The 21,647-nt window shown below is 40.3% G+C and carries 22 protein-coding genes and 1 riboswitch; of the genes, 19 read left to right on the top strand and 3 right to left on the bottom strand.

Going from position 1 to position 21,647, the window contains the following annotated elements:
* Nucleotides 1-42 precede the first annotated feature (42 nt).
* Nucleotides 43-663 (top strand): NUDIX hydrolase, encoded by a 621-nt coding sequence (locus tag QZ574_RS01865; protein WP_297086192.1) that lies wholly within the window; start codon nt 43-45, stop codon nt 661-663.
* A 20-nt stretch (nt 664-683) separates the two neighbouring features.
* On the opposite strand, the gene QZ574_RS01860 is transcribed toward QZ574_RS01865, so the two are convergent.
* Complete coding sequence (locus QZ574_RS01860; protein ID WP_297086190.1) at nt 684-1,799, bottom strand: 6-bladed beta-propeller; 1,116 nt, start codon at nt 1,797-1,799, stop codon at nt 684-686.
* Between the two features lie 250 nt (nt 1,800-2,049).
* Here QZ574_RS01860 and QZ574_RS01855 point away from each other — a divergent pair, with 250 nt between their 5' ends.
* The 16 genes from QZ574_RS01855 to QZ574_RS01780 all read left to right on the top strand — a co-directional run bounded on the left by QZ574_RS01855 (nt 2,050) and on the right by QZ574_RS01780 (nt 16,197).
* Nucleotides 2,050-2,862, top strand: a complete 813-nt coding sequence (locus QZ574_RS01855; protein ID WP_297086187.1) for a LytTR family DNA-binding domain-containing protein — start codon at nt 2,050-2,052, stop codon at nt 2,860-2,862.
* A 140-nt stretch (nt 2,863-3,002) separates the two neighbouring features.
* Entirely contained in the window at nt 3,003-3,374 is a 372-nt protein-coding gene (locus QZ574_RS01850; RefSeq protein WP_297086185.1) for a hypothetical protein, read from the top strand.
* Between the two features lie 372 nt (nt 3,375-3,746).
* A complete protein-coding gene (hisG, locus tag QZ574_RS01845) occupies nt 3,747-4,607 on the top strand; it encodes an ATP phosphoribosyltransferase (RefSeq protein WP_297086183.1) in 861 nt (286 codons plus the stop codon).
* Between the two features lie 90 nt (nt 4,608-4,697).
* Nucleotides 4,698-5,591: an EamA family transporter gene (locus QZ574_RS01840; protein ID WP_297086181.1), complete on the top strand. Its 894-nt coding sequence runs from the start codon at nt 4,698-4,700 to the stop codon at nt 5,589-5,591.
* Nucleotides 5,588-6,886, top strand: a complete 1,299-nt coding sequence (hisD, locus tag QZ574_RS01835; RefSeq protein WP_297086179.1) for a histidinol dehydrogenase — start codon at nt 5,588-5,590, stop codon at nt 6,884-6,886. Before QZ574_RS01840 ends, hisD begins: the two co-directional genes overlap by 4 nt.
* Nucleotides 6,873-7,904: a histidinol-phosphate transaminase gene (hisC, locus tag QZ574_RS01830; protein ID WP_297086176.1), complete on the top strand. Its 1,032-nt coding sequence runs from the start codon at nt 6,873-6,875 to the stop codon at nt 7,902-7,904. The genes hisD and hisC overlap by 14 nt, the downstream gene beginning before the upstream one ends.
* A gap of 34 nt (nt 7,905-7,938) precedes the next feature.
* Entirely contained in the window at nt 7,939-9,060 is a 1,122-nt protein-coding gene (hisB, locus tag QZ574_RS01825) for a bifunctional histidinol-phosphatase/imidazoleglycerol-phosphate dehydratase HisB (protein WP_297086174.1), read from the top strand.
* 39 nt (nt 9,061-9,099) lie between these two features.
* The gene (gene purU / locus QZ574_RS01820) at nt 9,100-9,984 is read left to right on the top strand and encodes a formyltetrahydrofolate deformylase (RefSeq protein ID WP_297086172.1); all 885 of its coding nucleotides are present in this window, start codon (nt 9,100-9,102) and stop codon (nt 9,982-9,984) included.
* 27 nt (nt 9,985-10,011) lie between these two features.
* Nucleotides 10,012-10,569: a TlpA disulfide reductase family protein gene (locus QZ574_RS01815; RefSeq protein WP_297086170.1), complete on the top strand. Its 558-nt coding sequence runs from the start codon at nt 10,012-10,014 to the stop codon at nt 10,567-10,569.
* Between the two features lie 12 nt (nt 10,570-10,581).
* Nucleotides 10,582-11,181 carry an imidazole glycerol phosphate synthase subunit HisH gene (hisH, locus tag QZ574_RS01810; RefSeq protein WP_297086168.1) on the top strand — a complete coding sequence of 200 codons (600 nt, stop codon included), beginning with the start codon at nt 10,582-10,584 and terminating at the stop codon, nt 11,179-11,181.
* Between the two features lie 63 nt (nt 11,182-11,244).
* The gene (gene argB / locus QZ574_RS01805) at nt 11,245-12,012 is read left to right on the top strand and encodes an acetylglutamate kinase (RefSeq protein ID WP_297086166.1); all 768 of its coding nucleotides are present in this window, start codon (nt 11,245-11,247) and stop codon (nt 12,010-12,012) included.
* Nucleotides 12,013-12,117: 105 nt separating this feature from the next.
* A riboswitch (molybdenum cofactor riboswitch) is annotated at nt 12,118-12,255 on the top strand.
* Nucleotides 12,256-12,299: 44 nt separating this feature from the next.
* Nucleotides 12,300-12,848, top strand: a complete 549-nt coding sequence (locus QZ574_RS01800; RefSeq protein WP_297086164.1) for a hypothetical protein — start codon at nt 12,300-12,302, stop codon at nt 12,846-12,848.
* Nucleotides 12,845-14,020, top strand: a complete 1,176-nt coding sequence (locus QZ574_RS01795; RefSeq protein WP_297086162.1) for a molybdopterin molybdotransferase MoeA — start codon at nt 12,845-12,847, stop codon at nt 14,018-14,020. Before QZ574_RS01800 ends, QZ574_RS01795 begins: the two co-directional genes overlap by 4 nt.
* Nucleotides 13,947-14,804, top strand: coding sequence for a GTP 3',8-cyclase MoaA (moaA, locus tag QZ574_RS01790; RefSeq protein ID WP_297086159.1), 858 nt, complete (start codon nt 13,947-13,949; stop codon nt 14,802-14,804). The genes QZ574_RS01795 and moaA overlap by 74 nt, the downstream gene beginning before the upstream one ends.
* A gap of 3 nt (nt 14,805-14,807) precedes the next feature.
* Nucleotides 14,808-15,254, top strand: coding sequence for a cyclic pyranopterin monophosphate synthase MoaC (moaC, locus tag QZ574_RS01785; protein WP_297086157.1), 447 nt, complete (start codon nt 14,808-14,810; stop codon nt 15,252-15,254).
* A gap of 7 nt (nt 15,255-15,261) precedes the next feature.
* Complete coding sequence (locus QZ574_RS01780) at nt 15,262-16,197, top strand: MOSC domain-containing protein (protein ID WP_297086155.1); 936 nt, start codon at nt 15,262-15,264, stop codon at nt 16,195-16,197.
* A gap of 57 nt (nt 16,198-16,254) precedes the next feature.
* Here the strand turns inward: QZ574_RS01780 and QZ574_RS01775 are convergent, their stop codons facing one another.
* Together QZ574_RS01775 and QZ574_RS01770 are read right to left on the bottom strand one after the other, a co-directional pair.
* On the bottom strand, nt 16,255-16,680 hold the full coding sequence (locus tag QZ574_RS01775) for an NUDIX hydrolase (RefSeq protein ID WP_297086153.1): 426 nt from the start codon (nt 16,678-16,680) through the stop codon (nt 16,255-16,257).
* Nucleotides 16,681-16,846: 166 nt separating this feature from the next.
* Nucleotides 16,847-17,632, bottom strand: coding sequence for a C40 family peptidase (locus tag QZ574_RS01770; protein WP_297086151.1), 786 nt, complete (start codon nt 17,630-17,632; stop codon nt 16,847-16,849).
* Between the two features lie 204 nt (nt 17,633-17,836).
* Between QZ574_RS01770 and QZ574_RS01765 the strand changes: the two genes are divergently transcribed.
* Nucleotides 17,837-19,909, top strand: a complete 2,073-nt coding sequence (locus tag QZ574_RS01765; RefSeq protein ID WP_297086149.1) for an HDIG domain-containing metalloprotein — start codon at nt 17,837-17,839, stop codon at nt 19,907-19,909.
* A gap of 206 nt (nt 19,910-20,115) precedes the next feature.
* Entirely contained in the window at nt 20,116-21,528 is a 1,413-nt protein-coding gene (locus QZ574_RS01760) for a S41 family peptidase (RefSeq protein ID WP_297086147.1), read from the top strand.
* Nucleotides 21,529-21,647: the final 119 nt, after the last annotated feature.

Below are 21,647 nucleotides of genomic sequence, written 5' to 3'. Positions count from 1 at the left end.
CTTCACTTACTCATATTTTATTAAAACGAATTAACATTCACTATGTCATCCTACTATTTCGAGAAAATAAAACGACTGCATGCTTTGGCAGAAATTGGACTTGAATACAATACTATTCCTTATGATATGGAGCGCTACCAGGAAATACGCGACATTAGTCTTGAACTACTTGAAAAACTCACCCACATTCCGGTAAAAGAAATTGTACCTGTTATTGAGGAAAAAAACGGCTATCGGACACCGAAAGTTGATGTTAGGGCAGTTGTGTTTAACGAGCACCAGGAAATTTTACTCATTCAGGAAAAAGTAGACAACTGTTGGGCTATGCCGGGTGGATGGTGCGACATTGCCTACAGTCCGGCCGAAGTTGCCGAGAAAGAATGTATGGAAGAAGCCGGATTAAAGGTAAAAGCCCAAAAACTTTTGGCTGTTATGGACAAGCAAAAACAAGGCATGCCTCCGGCTTTTGAATATGTTTACAAAATATTTTTGCTTTGCGAAAAACAAAACAATAACATTTCTACCGGATCGGAAACCTGCGATGTAGGCTGGTTTGCTGAAGAAAACCTACCGGAGTTATCGTTACCACGCAACAACGAAGCTCAAATAAAAATGATGTTTGAATACTTTAGAGGAGAACGCAGCGAACCATATTTTGATTAATCGGCACCCTACATTTCGGGTTATTTTAAACGGCAACGCATAATAAGCGGATTACCGGAAACAGTTATTCTTTGCTGAATGGTTTCAAACTCTTGGTGGCGTTTATCAGAGATTTTGTGCCCAATAACTTTGTAAGCCGTTATAGGAATATACAGCTGGTTATCAGCTGATAAATAATTGGGGTTATCCCAAATTCCTCCGTCAATATTATTTACGGCCTGAGCAAAATAGGTGGTTTGCCAATCGGTTTTATTAATTACGGCTGTTGTTTGGTGCGACCCCAGCCAATAGGTAAGAAATATAAAATTCTCATTTTCGAGGTAGCTTTTTATTTTGGCATGAGGGGTATTATGAATATGTTTTAAGGTTTTAACCGCGTCATTAGTATTAATATTTCGCCAGATTGAGGCAAACGATGGAAACTCATTACTGGCAATGTGGTATAGCGATTTAAAACCGGAATGTGCATAAGCAAATACCGTATCGCTGTAAGCCGACGCCAGCCGAATATTTTTTGCATCTGCAGCAACCAGATTCGACTTTCCCAATTCGCGTAAACGTGGCTCCGGAAACTCAATTTTAGCGACTTTTTCATCCTCTGCGAATACTGAATATGTGCCATTTCCCGGTATTTCGTTAATGACATAAAACTGGTTTCGGTCATAAAAGAAGCGGCTTCCGGGCATTTGGGCCGAAACAATTTTGCTTTTAAATTCACCATCCCTACCGATTAAATAAATACCATCATCGGCCAGTACTGCATAACCTTTTTTGTAATCAATAATATCTAAAGGCCGTTTAATTTTCCCCTTGCCTTGTTTATTACTCACCAGGGTATTTATATAATCTCCTTTTGAATTAAAACTTAAAAAGCTTATTTCCCGGGCTCTGCGTTGCTGAATTACCAAATGTCCGTTCAGCTCTTTAATATTTTCGATATCCCCCAACTCCTTACCAACCTCACTAACTTTTAGCTCCAGGTAGTCAAGATTTTCCACAAAACTCGAAATAGGTAAAATATCTTGTGATTTATTTAAAGCAATAGTTGGTAAGCCATCTTTTTCAATTGGCTTTTCAACACAGGAACCCAAAAAAACAAGCAATAAAATAAACGGGATAAGAATTTTCTGTTTCATGCACTTCATTTTAAAATAATTACCGCAAACCAAACGCTTAAGGCGAGAATCAAACTCCCAAACCCAATTTTAATAAGAGCAAAAATGCGGTAAAACACGCTATTGTCAAAAACCATGCCTTGCGGGTTAACAAAGCAAGAAATAAAATTTTGTAATTTGCATCTGCAGAATATTTTTATTGTTTTTTTGAAATATTGAAACAATCATTTAATATTGACAAACAATTAACTACACTTTGAACCTTTCATTCTTGAATAATCGTTTTGAGTTACTCGATCGGAAAAAAGATCGGTTTCTACTCGTTCTGATTATTCTGGTTTTCAGTATCTTTTTCATTAATGTTTTTAAACCCTGGAATATTGGCCGCTGGTATTCCGATTCCACTGTTATTCAGTTTTTCAGGCTGTCGAGCTATGGTATAATTTCGTCGTTGGTGTTGCTATTTACCCAATTCCCTTTACGTAAGTTATTCAGTAAAAGTACCTTTAGTTTAAAAAGTTATTTACTATGGCTGCTGCTTGAAGTTATTTTAATAAGCCTTGTTTATATTTTTCTTTACGGAAATCCTGTTGGCAATTTTGTTAACGATTTTCTTTTTTCGTTAAAATACACCGTGCTCGGAATTTTTATTCCCTACTCTTTTGCGCTGTTGCTTATTTATTACAAAAAACACAGCGAAGAAATAAGGCACCTTAAAAACAAGCTGGCAACCCCCAACGAAAATCGCCTTTTAACTTTTACTGACGAAAAAGGAAACATGAAATTTTCGGTACTTCACAAAGACCTGCTTTACATTGAATCGACTGACAATTACGTTGCTGTTCATTTTTTACTTGACAAAAAGAAACAACGACATTTATTGCGAAATACAATGAAAAACGTGGAGCGAGAATTAAAATCAAATACCATACTTCGTTGTCACCGATCGTTTATAGTTAATACGCAAAACGTTGAATTCTTAAAGAAAAACAACAAAAAACTTAGTCTTCAGATCCGGGCTACCGACAAAACCATTCCTGTTTCTGAAAAATATTCATCCCTGCTATTAAAGGTTTTATCCTGAGTCGGTTTTTTTCATCCCAAAATAGGCTAATTCGTCCCATAAATTTGCAAAAACAAATGCAGCAATCAATATTTGCAACCAACTGTTAAAGTGAAATTTAACACAGCTTGAATTACATTAATCAATAAAATTTTAACACAATGAAAAATTTAATGCTCTTTGTTTTAGTAGTATTCCTGGCAGTTAACACTGTAAGCGCAGTTGAAAAACCGGCCACTAAAGAAATTGTTGGAGAATGGAAATATGAAGTACCAAGCGCTCCATACGGTTATAATATGGGTACGCTTGTTATTGAAGAAAAAGAAGGAAAACTATTGGGGCACACCAAATTGGAGGATGGCTATAAAATCGACCTAAAAGAAGTGACTTACAACGATGGCATTTTTAAATGTGGCTTATATGTCGATTACAACTACGTGAGCATAAAAGCAGAAGTAAAAGGCAAAAACATGAAAGGAATGGTAGATACACCTGATGGTGAAATGCCAATAACGGCGTCCAAAGTCAAATAAGAGTCCTTTAAAAGCATTTGAAAAGTATCTGAAAATGGGTGTCTAATTAACCTTAATTTTAAATTAACACCACAAGTACTTGTCAAATTCAATATTATAATTATAATTGCATCAAAATTACAGAAATGACAGTTTTAGCATTACATCACGGCCATCATTGGAAAATCCAACCATCGGGTAGGCTGTAATTGTTTTGTTTAAACTCAACGATATTTTATTTAAAAGGCTTGCCGGTATGGTAAGCCTTTTTTGCTTTTAAATGAGTTCTGTTAATGGTTAATACTTCCCGCTTTGCTCGGTGCTTCTCCAAAGCCATCGACTCCAGGGGGTAAACAAAACGAAATATTAGTTAACAACATTATAATTGAAAAAATGGAAAACAAAATTAAGATTGCAATTCAGACAAAAGGCAGGTTGAACGAAGACACAATGAACCTGATTAACGAAGCCGGAATAGGATTAAGCGTAGGTAAACGCAAATTGGTATCCGAAGCTAAAAACTTTCCGATGGATGCTTTGTTTTTACGCGACGATGACATTCCGCAAACTGTTGCCGACGGTGTTGCCGATATTGGCGTAGTTGGAGAAAACGAAATGGCAGAAAAAGATGAAAACGTGGTAATTGCAAAACGGTTAGGTTTCTCAAAATGCCGTTTATCGCTGGCCATTCCAAAATCAATCGATTATCCGGGTGTTGAATTCTTCAACGGAAAAAAAATTGCCACCTCCTACCCTGTTATCCTGAAAAAGTTTTTGGATGAGAACAATATCAATGCCGAAATTCATGTAATTACCGGTTCAGTAGAAATAGCTCCGGGAATTGGTTTAGCCGATGCCATTTTCGATATCGTAAGTTCTGGTTCAACACTGGTGAGCAATCGCTTAAAAGAGGTTGAAGTGGTAATGAAATCGGAAGCCGTACTTATTGCAAACCCAAACCTTTCGGGCGAAAAGCAAGAAATTCTTGACGAGCTGATTTTCAGAATTGAATCGGTACAGCGTGCCGAAGGAAAAAAATACATTTTATTGAACGTTCCGAACGACAAAATTGAAGAAATTACCTCCTTGCTTCCCGGAATGAAAGCACCAACATTGGTTCCGCTGGCAAAAGAAGGCTGGAGTTCCATGCATTCGGTAATCGAAGAGGACGATTTTTGGGAAGTTATCGGACGATTGAAAAAAGCCGGAGCAGAAGGTATTTTAGTTGTTCCTATTGAAAAAATGATTTTCTAAAAGAAGTCGAAATACCAGAGTTTAAAGCATGCGTTAAGCGGATATATGCCGCTTAACGTATATATTTAAACTTTCAAACGCCACAAAAAAGTGACAACACGTCAATTTATATTATTCGCCATTCCATCCTTAATCTGGGGCTCAACCTGGTATGCCATAAAGTTTCAGCTGGGCACAGTCGACCCCTTGCTTTCGGTAGCCTATCGGTTTATGCTGGCAGGCATTTTATTGCTCGCCTATTGTTTTGCAAGCGGAAGGAAAATGAAATTTAGTCTGCGCGAACACGGTTTGATGTTACTTTTGGGCCTCTGCCTGTTTGGCATTAATTACTGGTTTGTTTACCAGGCCGAAACTATCTTAACCAGTGGTGTGGTGGCTGTTATTTTTTCGCTTATTATCTTTTTCAATATTTTTTTTAATGCCATTTTATTGAAAGGAAAAATTAAACGCGATGTGTTGTTGGCAGCAATTTTGGGTGTTGGCGGAACTGCCCTGTTGTTTAAAAATGAACTTAGTTCGTTTAACCTGGGGACAGGCGATTGGACCGTTCTACTCTTGTGTTTGGGAGGCTTAACCTTTGCCTCATTGGGCAACATTATTTCGGCTTACAAACAGAAAAAAGGAATTCCTGTTTTACCGGCCAATGCTTTTGGTATGCTATATGGTGGGCTGGCAATGTTTCTGCTAGTTCTGCTACTAAAAAAACCACTGGTTTTCGAGGCTACCGCAAGCTATGGTATCTCACTGCTTTACCTCGCCATATTCGGCTCCATTGTTGCTTTTTCAACTTATTTAAAGCTACTTGGCGAAATTGGCCCCGATCGCTCGGTATACATTGCCTTAATTACACCAGCCATTGCTTTGTTAATTTCAACGTTTTTCGAGGGCTACAGGTGGGATGTTTACGCGGTTTTGGGAATACTTTTACTATTTTCGGGCAACATTCTGGCATTACGACTTAAAACAAAAAAGACAAGTTCATGAAAACATATATCAATCCGGAAAGAAGTACCTGGGCCAATATTCTGAAACGCCCCCTGTTTGATGTTTCAGACCTACACCAGCGTGTTACTCAACTTTTAAATGAAATAAGGGAACTTGGGGATGCAAAACTACGTGAACTTACCGAACGTTTTGATGGGGTTCAGCTCGGTTCTTTTGTGGTTTCGGAACAGGAAATAGCGGCTGCAGAGCAACAAATAAGCGAGGAGCTAAAAGAAGCCATCGCACTGGCAGCCAACAATATAAAAGCATTTCATGCAGCTCAAATGCCAGAAATCAGGAAGTTTGAAACGGCTCCGGGAGTAATTTGCTGGCAAAAACCGGTAGCCATCGAAAAAGTAGGTTTATACATACCCGGAGGAACGGCTCCGCTTTTTTCGAGTGTGTTAATGTTGGCATTGCCCGCCCAAATTGCCGGTTGCAAAGAAATTGTACTTTGTTCGCCACCCGATAAAAATGGCAATATTCACCCCGCAATCTTATATGCTGCCAAAGTTGCTGGTGTTACCCGGTTTTACAAACTTGGTGGCGTGCAAGCCATTGGTGCTATGGCATTTGGCACAGCAACGGTGCCAAAAACCGATAAGATTTTTGGTCCGGGCAACCAATATGTTATGGCCGCCAAACAACTGGTGAGTATGAACGATGTTTCAATAGACATGCCCGCAGGCCCGTCGGAGGTGTTGGTTGTTGCCGACGAAACATCCAACGCAGCGTTTGTAGCATCCGATCTCTTGTCGCAAGCTGAACACGGAGCAGATAGCCAGGTGGTACTTGTTGCCAACAACGAAAATACCGTTAAGCAGGTATTGGCACAGGTAAAAAGCCAGTTGGCACAACTCCCTCGTAAGGAAATGGCCGAAAAAGCACTATCAAACAGCATCTTATTGGTAATTTCAGATGAAAAGGAGCAGGTCGACCTGATTAATGAATATGCACCGGAACACCTTATCATCAGCACAAAAGACTACACTAAACTGGCCGACCAGGTGGTAAATGCCGGTTCTGTTTTTCTGGGCGAAATGACCCCCGAGAGTGCCGGCGATTATGCCTCGGGCACCAACCACACCCTGCCAACCAACGGCTGGGCAAAAGCCTACAGTGGGGTTAACATCGATAGTTTTCTGAAGAAAATTACTTTCCAGGAAATTTCTTCAACCGGATTGCAACATATCGGTCCGGCTATTGAAAAAATGGCTGCTGCCGAAGAGCTTGAGGCGCATAAAAATGCTGTAACTTTACGTTTAAAATACATCAATCAAAATGGAACTAAATAAGCTTCTGCGAAAAAATATACAAAACTTAAAACCCTACTCCTCTGCCCGCGACGAATACACCGGCGATGCTATGGTTTTTCTCGATGCCAACGAAAATCCGTTTAACGAACCCTATAACCGCTACCCCGATCCTTTACAGAAAATGGTAAAAGAAAAAATTGCGGTTCTGAAAAAAACGGATGCACAACATATTTTTTTAGGAAACGGAAGCGACGAACCGATTGATTTGCTGATTCGTGCCTTTTGCGAGCCAGGAACAGATAATATTGTAACGATAGACCCAACCTACGGAATGTACCAGGTTGCTGCTGATATTTCGGGGGTTGAGTTGCGAAAAGTTTCGCTTACCGATAGTTTTGAATTAAACATTAACGACCTGCTTGGTGCTTGCGATAAAAACACCAAGCTTGTTTTTCTGTGCTCGCCCAATAACCCCACCGGCAACAGCCTGAGAAAAGAAGCCATGCTTGAACTGGCCAATAATTTTGAAGGAATTGTTGTGGTTGATGAAGCATACATTGATTTTGCCCCCGGCAAAACCTTGCTGCCCGAGTTGGAACACTACCCCAACCTGGTTATTTTGCAAACCTTCTCAAAAGCCTGGGGAATGGCAGGTATTCGTTTGGGAATGGCTTTTGCCGGCACAGCTATTATCGACGTTTTAAACAAAATAAAATATCCGTACAACCTGAACATTCTTACACAAGAGAAGGCGATGGAACTGCTCGACAAGAAGGTTAGCGTACAGAAATGGGTAAAACTACTGATTGCCGAACGCGAAAAAATGGAGAAGCTCCTTGTTGATTTTCCTTTTGTAGTTAAGGTTTACCCTTCTGATGCCAATTTTTTATTGGTAAAAATGCACGATGCTCCGGGTATTTATAATTACCTGGTTGAAGAAGGTATAATCGTGCGTAATCGTTCAACAGTTCATTTGTGCGCCAACAGTTTACGAATTACAATTGGTAATTCTGAAGAAAATGAAGCGCTGCTTGGAGCATTAAAAAAATTAATTTAAATCCAGATTGAGCATGGATTCAAGCAAACAGAACATGAAAAAAGTACTATTTATAGACCGCGATGGAACCTTAAACCACGAAACAGCCGACGAACAAATTGACGCATTTGAAAAGCTTAGTTTCTTGCCAAAGGTTTTCAGAAATATGCACAACATCAGAAAAAACCTCGACTACGAACTGGTTATGGTCACCAATCAGGATGGTTTAGGAACGGCTTCATTTCCGGAAGATACCTTTTGGCCGGTGCATAATTTTATTCTGAAAGCTTTTGAAAATGAAGGCGTAACTTTTGATGAAATATGTATCGACCGTAGTTTCCCTCACGAAAACCTGCCAACACGTAAACCAGGTACAGCCATGCTTACAAAATACCTGGAAGGCGATTATGATTTGGCTAACAGTTTTGTAATTGGCGATAGGTTAACCGATATTTTGTTGGCCAAAAACCTGGGAGCCAAAGGCATTTTTATTAACAATGGCGACTTGGCCGAAGAAATAGAAAAACAAGACCTTACAACCACCTGCGCCTTAATTTCTGACGACTGGGATGATATTTACGCCTGCGTTGCCTCTCCGGTGCGTACAGCAAGGATAACCCGTACAACAAAAGAAACCGACATCAATGTGTGGCTAAATCTGGATGGATCTGGTGTGTGTAATATTTCAACCGGTCTGGGCTTTTTCGATCACATGCTTGAACAAATCGGACGTCATTCTGGCGTTGATTTAAATATAAAAGTAAATGGCGACCTGGAAGTTGACGAACACCATACCATTGAAGATACCGCATTGGCTCTTGGAGAAGCGTTTAAAACCGCGGTGGGCAATAAGTTGGGGATGGAACGTTATGGTTTTTGCCTGCCGATGGATGAATGCCTGGCAATGGCAGCCATTGATTTTGGTGGTCGCCCATGGCTGGTATGGGAAGCCGATTTTAAACGCGAAATGGTGGGCGATATGCCTACCGAAATGTTCATGCATTTCTTTAAATCTTTTTCAGATGCGGCCAGCTGCAACCTGAATATTAAAGCTGAAGGGAACAACGAACACCATAAAATTGAAGCAATCTTTAAGGTTGTGGCAAAATCAATAAAAATGGCTATCCGTCGCGATGTATTTAACTTTGAGTTGCCTTCAACAAAAGGAAAACTATAAGTTTCACAAAAAAATTAGCAAACGCTGCAGTAATAAATTATGAAAACAATAAAGCCACTTCGAGAAAAAAAGGACACAGCTATTTTGCTGATTCACTGCCCCGATAAACAAGGAATTCTGGCCACTGTAACCGAGTTTCTGAATAAAAACAAAGGAAATATTATCTACCTCGATCAGCATGTAGACCGACAAGAGAAAATATTTTATATGCGTGTGGAATGGGAATTGGAAGATTTTGCCATTCCGGCAGATAAAATTGGCGAATATTTCGACACGCTGATTGGAAGCCCGTTACAAATGAACTGGAAAATTTATTTCTCGAATGCTGTGCCACGTATGGCCCTGTATGTTTCGAAAATGCCACATTGTTTATTCGATATTTTGGCGCGCTACACGGCCGGCGAATGGGATGTTGAAATTCCGCTTATCATTAGTAACCACGAAACATTAAAACCGGTGGCCGAACGTTTTGGCATCGACTTTCATTATTTTCCCATTAACCAGGAAAATAAAGCCCGGCAAGAAGCTGCTGAATTAAAATTGATGAAGGAACACAAAATAGACTTTGTGGTGTTGGCCAGGTACATGCAAATTCTGTCGGAAGATTTTGTAAAAGCCCTACCCAATAAAATTATCAATATTCATCATTCGTTTTTACCCGCATTTGCAGGTGCCAAACCCTACCACGCTGCGCACGAAAGGGGAGTTAAAATTATTGGAGCAACAAGCCACTATGTTACTTCTGAACTGGATGCCGGACCAATAATTGAGCAGGATGTTACCCGGTGCAGCCATATCGACACGGTACAAAAACTGGTTAGAAAAGGTCGCGACCTCGAAAAAATTGTGCTTTCGCAAGCGGTGTACAAACACCTGCAACGTAAAATTTTAGTCTACAAAAACAGAACTGTTGTGTTTAATTAATCCAAAGCTGTTTGAAATAATACGAAAATGAAAAAAATACTTTCCCTGTTTTTTCTTCTACTTGCGGTGCTATCCGGAATTGCCCAAATATCGGAATTGCCTCAACAAAAAATTCCTGCTGACTACGGCTACATTGTAGAAATTGGCCAGCAAATGCCCGATATTACCATGGAACTTACCAACGGCAAGAAAGTTTCAACCGCCGATTTAAAAGGAAAAGTAGTTATGCTTCAGTTTACCGCCAGCTGGTGCTCGGTATGCCGAAAAGAAATGCCTCATATTGAAAAAGAGATTTGGCATAAACATAAAAATAACAAAGACTTTGCCTTGATTGGAATTGACATGGACGAACCCCTGGAAAAAGTGAAAGCATTCCAGGAAACCATGCAAACAACTTACCCCCTGGCTCTCGATCCGGGCGCAGAGATTTTTTACACTTTTGCCGCCAAAGGTGCCGGTGTTACCCGTAATGTTATCATCGATAAAACAGGAAAAATTGTATACCTCACACGCCTTTTCAAAGAAGATGAGTTTCGGGAAATGGTTGAGGTGATTGATTTTTTAGTTGAAAAACAGCAGCAATAAGCTTGAAAAATTATGAATATTGTAATTATAAAATACAACGCCGGAAACATCGAGTCGGTAAACAACGCGCTAAACAGACTGGGTGTTAACGCAGAAATTACTGCCGATCATGACAAAATAAGAAGGGCCGACAAGGTTATTTTCCCGGGTGTTGGCGAAGCCAGTACTACCATGGCCTACCTGCGCGAAAATAAACTTGATGATCTGATTGTTTCGTTAAAACAACCGGTGCTGGGTATTTGCCTGGGTTTGCAGCTAATGTGCGCACATTCTGAAGAAAACAACACCCAATGCCTTGGAATTTTTGACGAAAAAGTAAAACGTTTTATTCCAAAACCCGGCGAAGAATTTATAACAAAAGTTCCGCACATGGGCTGGAACGCCATAAAAGATTTAAAAAGCGATTTATTTACCCACGATATCGAAAACGAATACGTGTATTTTGTGCACTCGTATTATGCCGAGAAAAGTGCACATACCATCGCTACCTGCGACTATATTTTGCCTTTTAGCGCAGCCTTACACCGCGATAATTTCTACGCTACCCAATTCCACCCTGAAAAAAGTGGAACCATAGGTGCAAAAATCTTGGAGAACTTTCTGAAACTGTAAACATACTACCGTAACTTTGTATTGATTCAATCATTTTTTCCGGTACGATAAATAAAAATAATCATGGACAGGCTGACAATTATTAAAGTAGGTGGTAAAGTAGTAGAAGAACCTGAATCGTTAAATGCTCTTTTGGATCAGTTCAAACGAATCTCGGGCAACAAGCTGCTGGTACACGGAGGTGGCCGAACAGCGACAGAAATAGCTAAACGGCTGGGGATTGAAACCAAAATGGTTGACGGACGCCGAATTACGGATGCCGATATGCTGGAAGTGGTAACCATGGTGTATGGCGGACTGGTTAATAAAAAGATTGTTGCCGGGTTGCAGGCCCGCGACATGAACGCTGTTGGACTTACCGGTGCCGACCTGGGACTAATTAAAGCACACAAACGCCCGGTTGAAACCATCGACTATGGTTTTGTTGGCGATGTTGACGATGTTAATGCGTCAGAACTTCGTATGCTGATTAACGAAAATGTAATTCCGGTGATAGCCCCCCTAACTCACGATGGTAAAGGCCTGCTGTTAAATACCAACGCCGATACCATTGCCTCGGAAATGGCCATTGAACTGGCCAACTATTTTAAGGTATACTTGTTTTACTGCTTCGAAAAACGAGGCGTTTTACTCGATCCCAACGATGAAACGTCGGTAATTTACGACCTCGATCATCAACTATTCAACCAATACAAAACTGAAGGTGTAATTAGCGAGGGAATGATTCCGAAACTCGACAACGGTTTTCGGGCAAAGGCCAAAGGCGTTCAGGAAATACTAATTACCAATCCTGAAAATATTGCTACCGGCCGGGGAACACGACTGGTTTGAGGAATAGATAACTTTTTAAAAACAATTTGCCGTTCAAACAAATATTCCCCCTCACTTAAGTGATATATAACACATTTAAATAGCTAGATTCTTTGCTATATTTGCAAGCATAATTGGCTCCGAGCCATCTTACCTAAAGTTCAATCCACGGTAATTTGGCCGATGGGATTACCCGGAAACAGGTCGTCCTCCCGCATCTCGAAGATTTGAGATAAATTGGAAAGGAGAACGAGTAGTTCCTGCTACCGAAGGAGAAGCTCTCTACCCCTTTCCCCTAATTGTTTTTAATGATTGCAGAACAAAAGCATACCAGAATTGAATTACCGCAAATGTTGTTAATAGCAGGCAATGGCAGAAATGTTGGGAAAACATATTTTGCCTGTCGGGCTATAAATACATTGGCCAAACAAACCGAGGTTACCGGATTAAAAATTTCGGCTCATTTTCACTCGTATAATAAAAAAGATGTACTCATTTATGATGACAACTTTGTGATATTGAGCGAGAGCCAGATTAGCGGTAAGGACAGTTCCTTAATGCTACAGGCCGGAGCCCAGGCGGTTTTTTTCATAATGGCTCCACCCGAGTATCTTCCCAAGGCTTTTAGCGCGATAAAAAAATATTTAAATACTGCTGCCATCGTTTGCGAATCGGGTGGTTTACATACAATTATTCAGCCCGGACTGTTCTTTTTTATTACCACTCCGGGTGCTGAAATTAAAAAACCGGAACACCTGAATTTTAAGCCAATTATTATTAATAACGATGGCGAAAGCATTGATTTTGATATCGACAGAATACGTTTCAACAACAATAAATTTACACTTGCCTCATGAATCAGTTTGAAATTATTCAGGATAAAATAAAACAGCTTACCCCTTGTTACTTAACCGAAAAAGTAGCCTTGGAGGATGTTTATAACCGAATTTTGCAGGAAGATGTAATTGCCGATATGCACATGCCTCCTTTTAACAAATCGGCCATGGATGGCTATGCCTGCCGATACGAGGATATTGCCAATAATCTGGAGGTGCTTGAGGTAATAAATGCTGGTAAAATGGCTACAAATAAGGTGGGAAAAAACCAATGCGTAAAAATAATGACCGGAGCTGCCGTTCCTGCCGAATGCGATTGTGTTTTTATGGTGGAAGATACAGTGAATATTGGAAAAAACAAGGTACGCTGCAACAATCAGAAAACAAAGAAAAATATTTGTTACCAGGGCGAAGATTATAAAAAAGGAGAGCAACTATTATCCAAAGGCACAATAATAAACATTTCTCTGATGGCCGTACTGGCCGGAGCCGGTTATTCCGAGGTGGTGGTTTCAAAACAACCCCGCGTAACGGTAATTGCTACCGGAAGCGAGCTGGTTGCACCGGAACAAAAACCCAACCCGGGGCAAATCCGCAACAGTAATTCCAGCCAGGTAATTGCGCAGTTAAAAAAAATGAACCTGAATGTGGTAGCGTCGCTTCAACTTAAAGATGATTATGACATTATTACAGAACAATTTAACAATGCCCTCGAAACGAGCGACTTTGTGATATTAACAGGTGGCGCTTCGGTTGGTGATTTTGATTTTATTCCCGAAATATTACAAAAACAAAATTTTAATATTTTTTGGAAATACACCGGAATAAAACCGGGCAACCCAATGACCTGCTCCGAAAAAAACGGCAAATATGTTTTTGGCCTTTCCGGAAACCCGGTTTCATCGCTGGTACAATTCGAATTGATTGCCAAACCGGTAATCTACAAACTTTTGGGAGCAGAATATGCCCCCATGCGCATAAAAGCACAACTGAATTTTGATTACAGGCGCAAAAAAGCCGATCGCCTGGCCATTGTGCCGGTGTTAATTAATGGCGAAGGAAAAATTCAGGAAATACCATTTCACGGATCGGCACACATTAATGCCCTAACCATGGCCAATGCGCTGCTTGAAATACCATTGGGCATATCAACAATTAATTCGGGAGAATTTGGCTATGTACGACCGCTTTAACCGACATATAAATTACCTGCGCATTTCGGTTACCGACCGCTGTAACTTCAGGTGCGAATATTGCATGCCTGCTGAAGGTTTACCGTTAAAAAAACATGATGACATACTATCGTTTAATGAGATTTACGATGTGGTAAAAGCCGGAACAGAACTGGGTATTCGCAAAATAAGAATAACCGGGGGCGAACCACTGGTGCGTAAAGACCTACCCGTTCTGATAAAGAAACTGGCCGCTATTCCCGAAATTGAAGATATAGGCATGACCACCAATGGCGTGTTGTTACCGCGTTACGCCAAACAACTTAAAGCAGCGGGGCTAAAACGTGTAAACATCAGCCTCGACACTTTAAACCCCGAAAAATTTAGAAAAATAACCCGTATTGGAAATTTACAGGATGTTTTAAAAGGCATTGATGCAGCGCTGGAAGCAGAGCTTATTCCGGTAAAAATAAACGTTGTACGCATACCTGGAGAAAATGAAGAAGATGAAGAGGCCATACGTGCCTTTTGCACAAAGAAAGGACTAAAACTGCGCTTTATCAGGCAAATGGATTTACGCACCGGCGAGTTTTACGCCGTTGAAGGCGGTGCAGGTGGAATTTGCCAAATTTGTAACCGACTGCGGCTTACAGCCGATGGCGATATTGTGCCCTGCCTGCATGCCGGATTACGCTACAACATCCGCAAGCTGGGCATTAAAGAAGCCTACAAACAGGCACTACAAAACAAACCTGAAAAAGGAATAGGAACCGAATCGCACGATTTTTCAAATATTGGAGGATAAAATATGAACCAGTTATCGCACATAAACAGTGAAGGAAAAGCCAATATGGTTGATGTTGGCCATAAACCGCAACAGGTTAGAACAGCTAAAGCATCAGGTTTTATTCAATTGCAGCCTGCAACTATCGGGCTTATAAAAAATAGCCTGATAAAAAAAGGCGATGTGCTTACCATAGCCGAAATTGCAGGAATACAGGCAGCCAAAGAAACATCGCGCCTTATTCCGCTTTGCCATCCCCTGCAACTTACTAAAGTTGAGGTGAAAGCCGAAGTTAAGGAACACGGCGTTGAGGTAAAAAGTATGACAAAATGCATTGGGCAAACAGGGGTGGAAATGGAAGCCCTAACCGCCGTCAACATGGCTTTACTTACCATTTACGATATGTGCAAGGCCGTGGATAAAACAATGTGTATCAACAATATAAAACTCGACTTTAAAGAAAAAATCTAAATTCAGCATGAAAAATACCTGCAAAATAAAATCACTTAACAGCTCAGAAAAAAAGGGAACCATAAAAATCCCGAAAAAAGAAATCACCCTTACCCCCGAAGGTATTGAGCACGATGCACATGCCGGAAAATGGCACAGGCAGGTTAGCCTTTTGGCAGCCGAAAGCATTAGTAGTTTTGAAGGAGAATTGGGTAGGAAAATAAATTTTGGTGAATTTGCTGAAAATATAACCACTGAAGGTTTTCCGGTACACCAAACCAAACCTTTCGACCGTTTTAAAAACAACAATGTGGAACTGGAAGTAACCCAGATTGGAAAAAAATGCCACGGTGATAATTGCGAGATTTTTAAACTGGCCGGAAAATGCGTAATGCCCAAAGAAGGTATTTTTTGCAGGGTAATAAGCCCGGGAAAACTTACCGAAAATGACGAATTGGAGTACCTGCCAAAAATCTTCAGGGTAAAAGTAATTACGCTTAGCGACAGAGCTTTTCAGGGAGTTTACAAAGACAAAAGCGGACCGCTGATTGAGAAACTGAGTAAAGACTGGTTCGTGGCGGAAAAATACGCTTGTGAAACCCACAGAACAGTAATTCCTGATGAAGCCGACTTGTTGACTGTAGAACTGGAAAAGGCCATGCAGCAGAACTTCGATATTATTTACACCACAGGAAGCACAGGTATTGGGCCAAGGGATATTGCTCCAGCTGCAATTTCGGAGTTTATTGATTTGGAAATTCCGGGAATTATGGACCACATCAGGCTGAAATATGGTGCAGAAAAACCCAATGCTTTGCTCAGCCGGTCGGTTGCCGGGGTAAAAAATAAAACCCTGGTATTTTCGCTACCAGGAAGCACCAGAGCGGTAAACGAATACCTCACTGAGATTCATAAAATACTGATGCATTCTTTTCTGATGCTTCACGGGATTGATGGTCACTAAGCAAATTCTGGCAGAATCCCTTACGAATTGATGAATGATTAAGTGGGAAATTGTTCCCTAAAATTCAGCGGCAAAATAATCGGCAAGTATTTGAGCATGATCAAAGGCAAGCTCCGGTAATTCATTTATGGAAAACCACCTGGCTTGCGCAGCATCGTCGCTACCAACCACAGCTTGCTCCTTGCTTAATTGCGCGGCAAACACCACTGAGATAGTTCGGTGTCGGGGATCGCGATTAATGGCATCGTACGCACGAAACTGTTTCATTGCATCAAGCTCAAGGCCGGTTTCTTCCTTTAACTCACGAATACACGAGGCCTCAAGGGTTTCATCCATATCAATAAAACCTCCCGGAAGAGCCCACTTATTTTTGAATGGCTCGCGACCTCGTTCAATTAATAAAACCGAAACAGAGTTTTGTTTTTTTACAAAAACAATGGCGTCAACCGTAAGCGCTGCACGCGGATAAGTATAAGTGTACATGATGATTTTTTAAGGATTGAATTAGTTCCTAGCTACACAGGCCAGGTTCCGAACTGAATTCGTCATAACACCTTACTCTTTGCGGCCGGTTTTCCAATGTTTTATTACCAAAAAAACAGCAGCAACAAAAAGGGCAACATAAATGATGAATTCGACATGTTCCATTTTACACTATTATTTTTTTCATTACACGCATTTTATGGGTATAACGTTGCGTATCGATGTTAAAAATTCCAAACTGATCGACATTATCGATACGCACCTGCCCCGATGCATGAATTATTTTATTTCGTTTCCAGATAATCCCAACGTGAACAATATTGCCTTCTTCATCGTCAAAAAAAGCAAGGTCTCCGGGTTCTGCCTCATCAACAAAACTCATAGCCGTACCAATTTTAACCTGTTGGCTGGCATCGCGTGGTAATTTTATGCCAATCATTTTATAAATAATCTGCGTAAACCCGCTGCAATCTACTCCAAAGGGTGTGCGTCCGCCCCACAAATAAGGCGCATTAAAATATTTTAATGCTTGCTGTATAGCTATTTCCCGCGGATTTTTAAGTTCACCATAAATTATTTCACCTGTTGACAAATAGGTTTCCTGTGTTACCGAAAACTGTTTTAAATACGGACGCCAAACCGGCAAGGTACTTCCGGCAACCAGCATCAGGTTTTGCTCTTCGTTAACCGGCACTATGGTAATAATATCAGATGTTACGGCTGTAGCACTATTCTCAATTTTACTTAAAGTACGGCCATTAATTGGCGTAATCATTTTTGTATCTACCCAACCTTCGTAACCATCGTAGGCCAGTTTCACGTTAGTCCAGCCTACCATCTGTTCACGCATTTCAAAATGCTCGCCAAAAAGAATTTGGGTAACCATTTCGCTTTTTTCAGACGGCTCGAGCCTTACCGGAATAATACTTAAATTGGAAATGCCGTAGTTCATCAATATTTTCTTAATTTTATTTTGTAAAACAGAAATTTATTCTGTTTGAAGCGTATAAACACAAAACTAAGAAAAATTGGGCTTGACAAACTTTTCGGCAACGCTAATTTGTCAACGAAATATTAATAGTGAAGTTGAAAACAAGCTAAAAAGGTTGATTGTAATTTAAACTTTAATTTCGATATTCGGAGTATGAATAAATTTTTGAAAAAATTAAAAAGCTACACCAAACTCATTCTGCAGGTTTTGTTATTTGTGGCAACGGCTGTTGCATTGTATTTTATTTTACCCGGAGAACCAAAGTTTAAATACGAATACCAAAAGGGCTTCCCATGGCGACACGAGAATTTAGTGGCTCCGTTTGACTTTGCTATTTTAAAAACGGCCAAAGAACTGGAAGACGAAAAAGCAGAACAGCTGCAGGCGCTTGTTCCGTATTTCACCAACGACACTTTGCAAAAACACGAAAGTTTAGCGCTGCTACGCCAGGATATGGGTTTAGACACCGACACCACAAACAGCATAAAAAACAATATTTACGAAACGCTGGCATCTGCCATATCCGATTTATACACCAATGGAATATTGCAATTTTCAGTTGACACCTACACCGAACTGAATGAAAAATCAGAAATAAATAAACGTGTTGGCAACCTGGTTCAAAAAACAGACATTAAAAAGCTTAACTCCGAAAAATCAGCCTATAATAGTCTGCTGAACACTCGTAAAAATATTGTTGATGCCGGTAATCAATACGATTGGCTTAATAACCTGGTACTCGACCGCTACATTTCTGCCAATTTAATTTACGACAGCGAAACCAGCCAGAAAGAAATTGATGAGGCCACACAAAACCTTTCGGCAACCCGCGGCATGGTAAAACTTGGCGAACGTATTGTACTGGAAGGCGAAATTGTTGATGCAACAAAATACCAGCTACTTGAATCGTTAAAGGCAAGCTACGAGAAAGAACGAGGCAGCGATGTAAACCGCTACATGGTAGCAGCTGGAAAAATACTTTTAATCACCGTTTTACTTAGCCTTTTGTTTGTTTTTCTTATTCTTTACCGGCGCGACATTATTCAATACCTAAACAAACTAAGTTTTATGTTACTGCTAATGATTGGTGTAGTATTACTTTCCAACTTCATAAACACCTTCCCCAACCTGCACATATACATGGTTCCACTGGCAGTATTTCCTATAATGATTCGTACTTTTTTTGATTCAAGAACAGCGATTTTCACTCTAATAATTACAACCCTGCTTATCGGATTTTATGCCCCCAACAATTACGAGTTTATTCTAATCCAGGTATCGGCAGGTATTATTGCTGTTTTCAGCCTCAACAAAATGCATAGACGGGTACACCTGGTACTGGCGGCGCTTTGGGTATTTTTAACCTATGCCTTTGTTTTTACAGCACTTAACCTTATTCACGAAGGCACCTTCCTTTCGTATAATTATACCACCTTAAAATGGTTTGCCATTAGCAGTGTCCTGATTTTGCTGGTATACCCGCTGGTTTATATTTTCGAAAAATTATTTGGCTTTGTGTCTGATGTAACCCTCATTGAAATATCAGACAGCAACCAGCCCCTGCTGCGAAAACTTGCGGAACAGGCTCCGGGTACTTTTCAACACTCGATGCAAATTGCCAACCTTGCCGAAGAGGTTATTTTACGAATTGGCGGCAACCCGTTTTTAGTGCGGGCTGGTGCGCTATACCACGACATTGGCAAAATAGGAAGACCCAATTTCTTTATCGAAAACCAGGCCGTTGGCATGAATCCTCACGATAGAATTAGCCACTTAAAAAGTGCTGAAGTTATTATCGACCATGTAAAAAACGGTGTTAGAATGGCTCAAAAACATAAATTACCTGCCCCTATTATAGAGTTTATAGCCACGCATCACGGAACAACAAAAGCCAAATATTTTTACCTGAAACACCAGGAAGAAAACCCGGATAAAAACATTGATGCAAATGCCTTTGCTTACCCCGGTCCGCTGCCAAAATCGAAAGAAGCTGTAGTAGTTATGCTGGTGGATGGAATTGAAGCAGCATCGCGCAGCATGAAAGAAAAAACGCACGAAAACTTAAAGGCATTAATTGATAGTATGATTGATAAGAAAATTGAGGATAAACAACTGGATGAGTCCGACCTTACTTTCCGCGATATCAATACCATAAAAAGTACACTGCTGGAGAAATTGATAAATATTTACCACATTCGAATTGAATACCCGGATGAGAAAAACAAAAAAAAGCAGTAGGTTTAAACGAAAATTGAAGTTAATACGTTAACTGTAAGTAGAAAAGAACTTAAACGGACGCAATAAAAATAGGTCAATACTGCAAAATTGAACTGATTTAATTATAGTAACACACAAAATAATGGCGCAAGTTTATGCATGGCAAGAAATTGCGGTATAAATTTTGGTAACGAAAAAAATGCTAAAAACCTGATAATTAAAAGCAGATGAAAGAAATAATTAAAATAACAACACTGACTCTTCTCGTTCTAATCCTTTGTTACGGATGTTCAGAAAACGATCCTACACCCGATGGACCGGAAGCTTCGGAATACACAAAAAAGGTAAACCGTTTTATAAAACTTGCCATGGACGACAAGTATTTCTGGAACGACGAACTGCCTGATATTGATTACAATTACGAAACCGATTCTAAGGCCTACTTTGAAAAGCTTTTATATACGGACGATAAATGGTCGTATATAACCGATGATATTGATGCTTTACTTAACAGTTTCGAAGGAAGAGAGAAATCCTTTGGATGGTCGCTGGCATTTTACAACATTACCAACATTAGTAAACTGGTGGCCATTGTTGAATACGTTTACCCTGAAACACCGGCAGCAGCAGCGGGCTTTGAACGGGGAGATATTGTATTACTGGTTAACGGCGAAGAAATATCCGAAAACAATTACCTGGATTTATTATACGCTGATGAGGCCGATTTTACAGTGGGTGTTTCTACCGATACCGACATAGTGGCCGATACAATAATTAACATGACTTCAGGTGAATTAACACTAAATCCTGTTTTAACAAGCAATATTGTAGAACATGATGGACGACGAATTGGGTACCTTTTTTACGCCCAGTTTATACCAAATTTCGACAGCGACCTTGGCAATGTCTTTGCAAATTTTATCAGTCAACAGGTAACCGACTTAGTGGTTGACCTACGCTATAATCCGGGCGGCATTATTACTTCGGCACAATACCTTGCCTCGTGTATTGCACCGTTAGATGTTGTTAATAATAATGATATACTGGTACGCCTGTTTTGGAATGAACAATGGCAAAAACATTTCACCGACCGACAGATAATGAGCCAGCTTGAAGTTTATTTTAACAACCAGGTTCCTACTAAAATGGGCTTAAACAAGGTTTATTTTTTAACCGGTCCGTATACTGCTTCCGCATCAGAACTTACCATTACCGGTTTAAAACCATACATGTCGGAGGTAATTACCGTTGGCGACACTACCTACGGGAAATATACCGCTTCGCAAACCCTTCTCCCTTCAACCTATTTAAGTGATAGTGATGCTGAGGAAATAAGCAACTGGGGACTACAACCTATTGTTTTGCGCTATGCAAATTACGCCGGGGTTACCGACTTTAAGGATGGCTTTGCTCCGGATATTCCGGCCGATGACAATTTACTGAATGCAGTGCCCCTTGGCGATAAAACAGACCCCCTTTTTAAAGCTGCTATTGAGCACATTACCGGAAGCCCCGTTGTGGCAATAAAAAGTGCGAAAAAAGTAAATTTCAGCTATGAGCTTTTCGACCGGGGTTTTTCTCGTTTCGATAGGAACAAGCGACAACTGCCACTTGATAAATTTGTTACAGCTACCGAATAACTTATAAATCATATACAACAATGGGTGTTTCAGGTGAAATGCCCATTTTTTTTGCAAAATAAAAGGCCACCCTATGGTAGCCTTCTACTAAAACCTAAACCAAACCTAAGAAAAAATGT

Origin of the sequence: uncultured Draconibacterium sp., assembly GCF_913063105.1 — a bacterium.
Classification (GTDB): Bacteria; Bacteroidota; Bacteroidia; order Bacteroidales; family Prolixibacteraceae; genus Draconibacterium.
The sequence above is the reverse complement of the archived record's forward strand: the minus strand, read 5'-3'. Positions and strand labels throughout refer to the sequence as shown.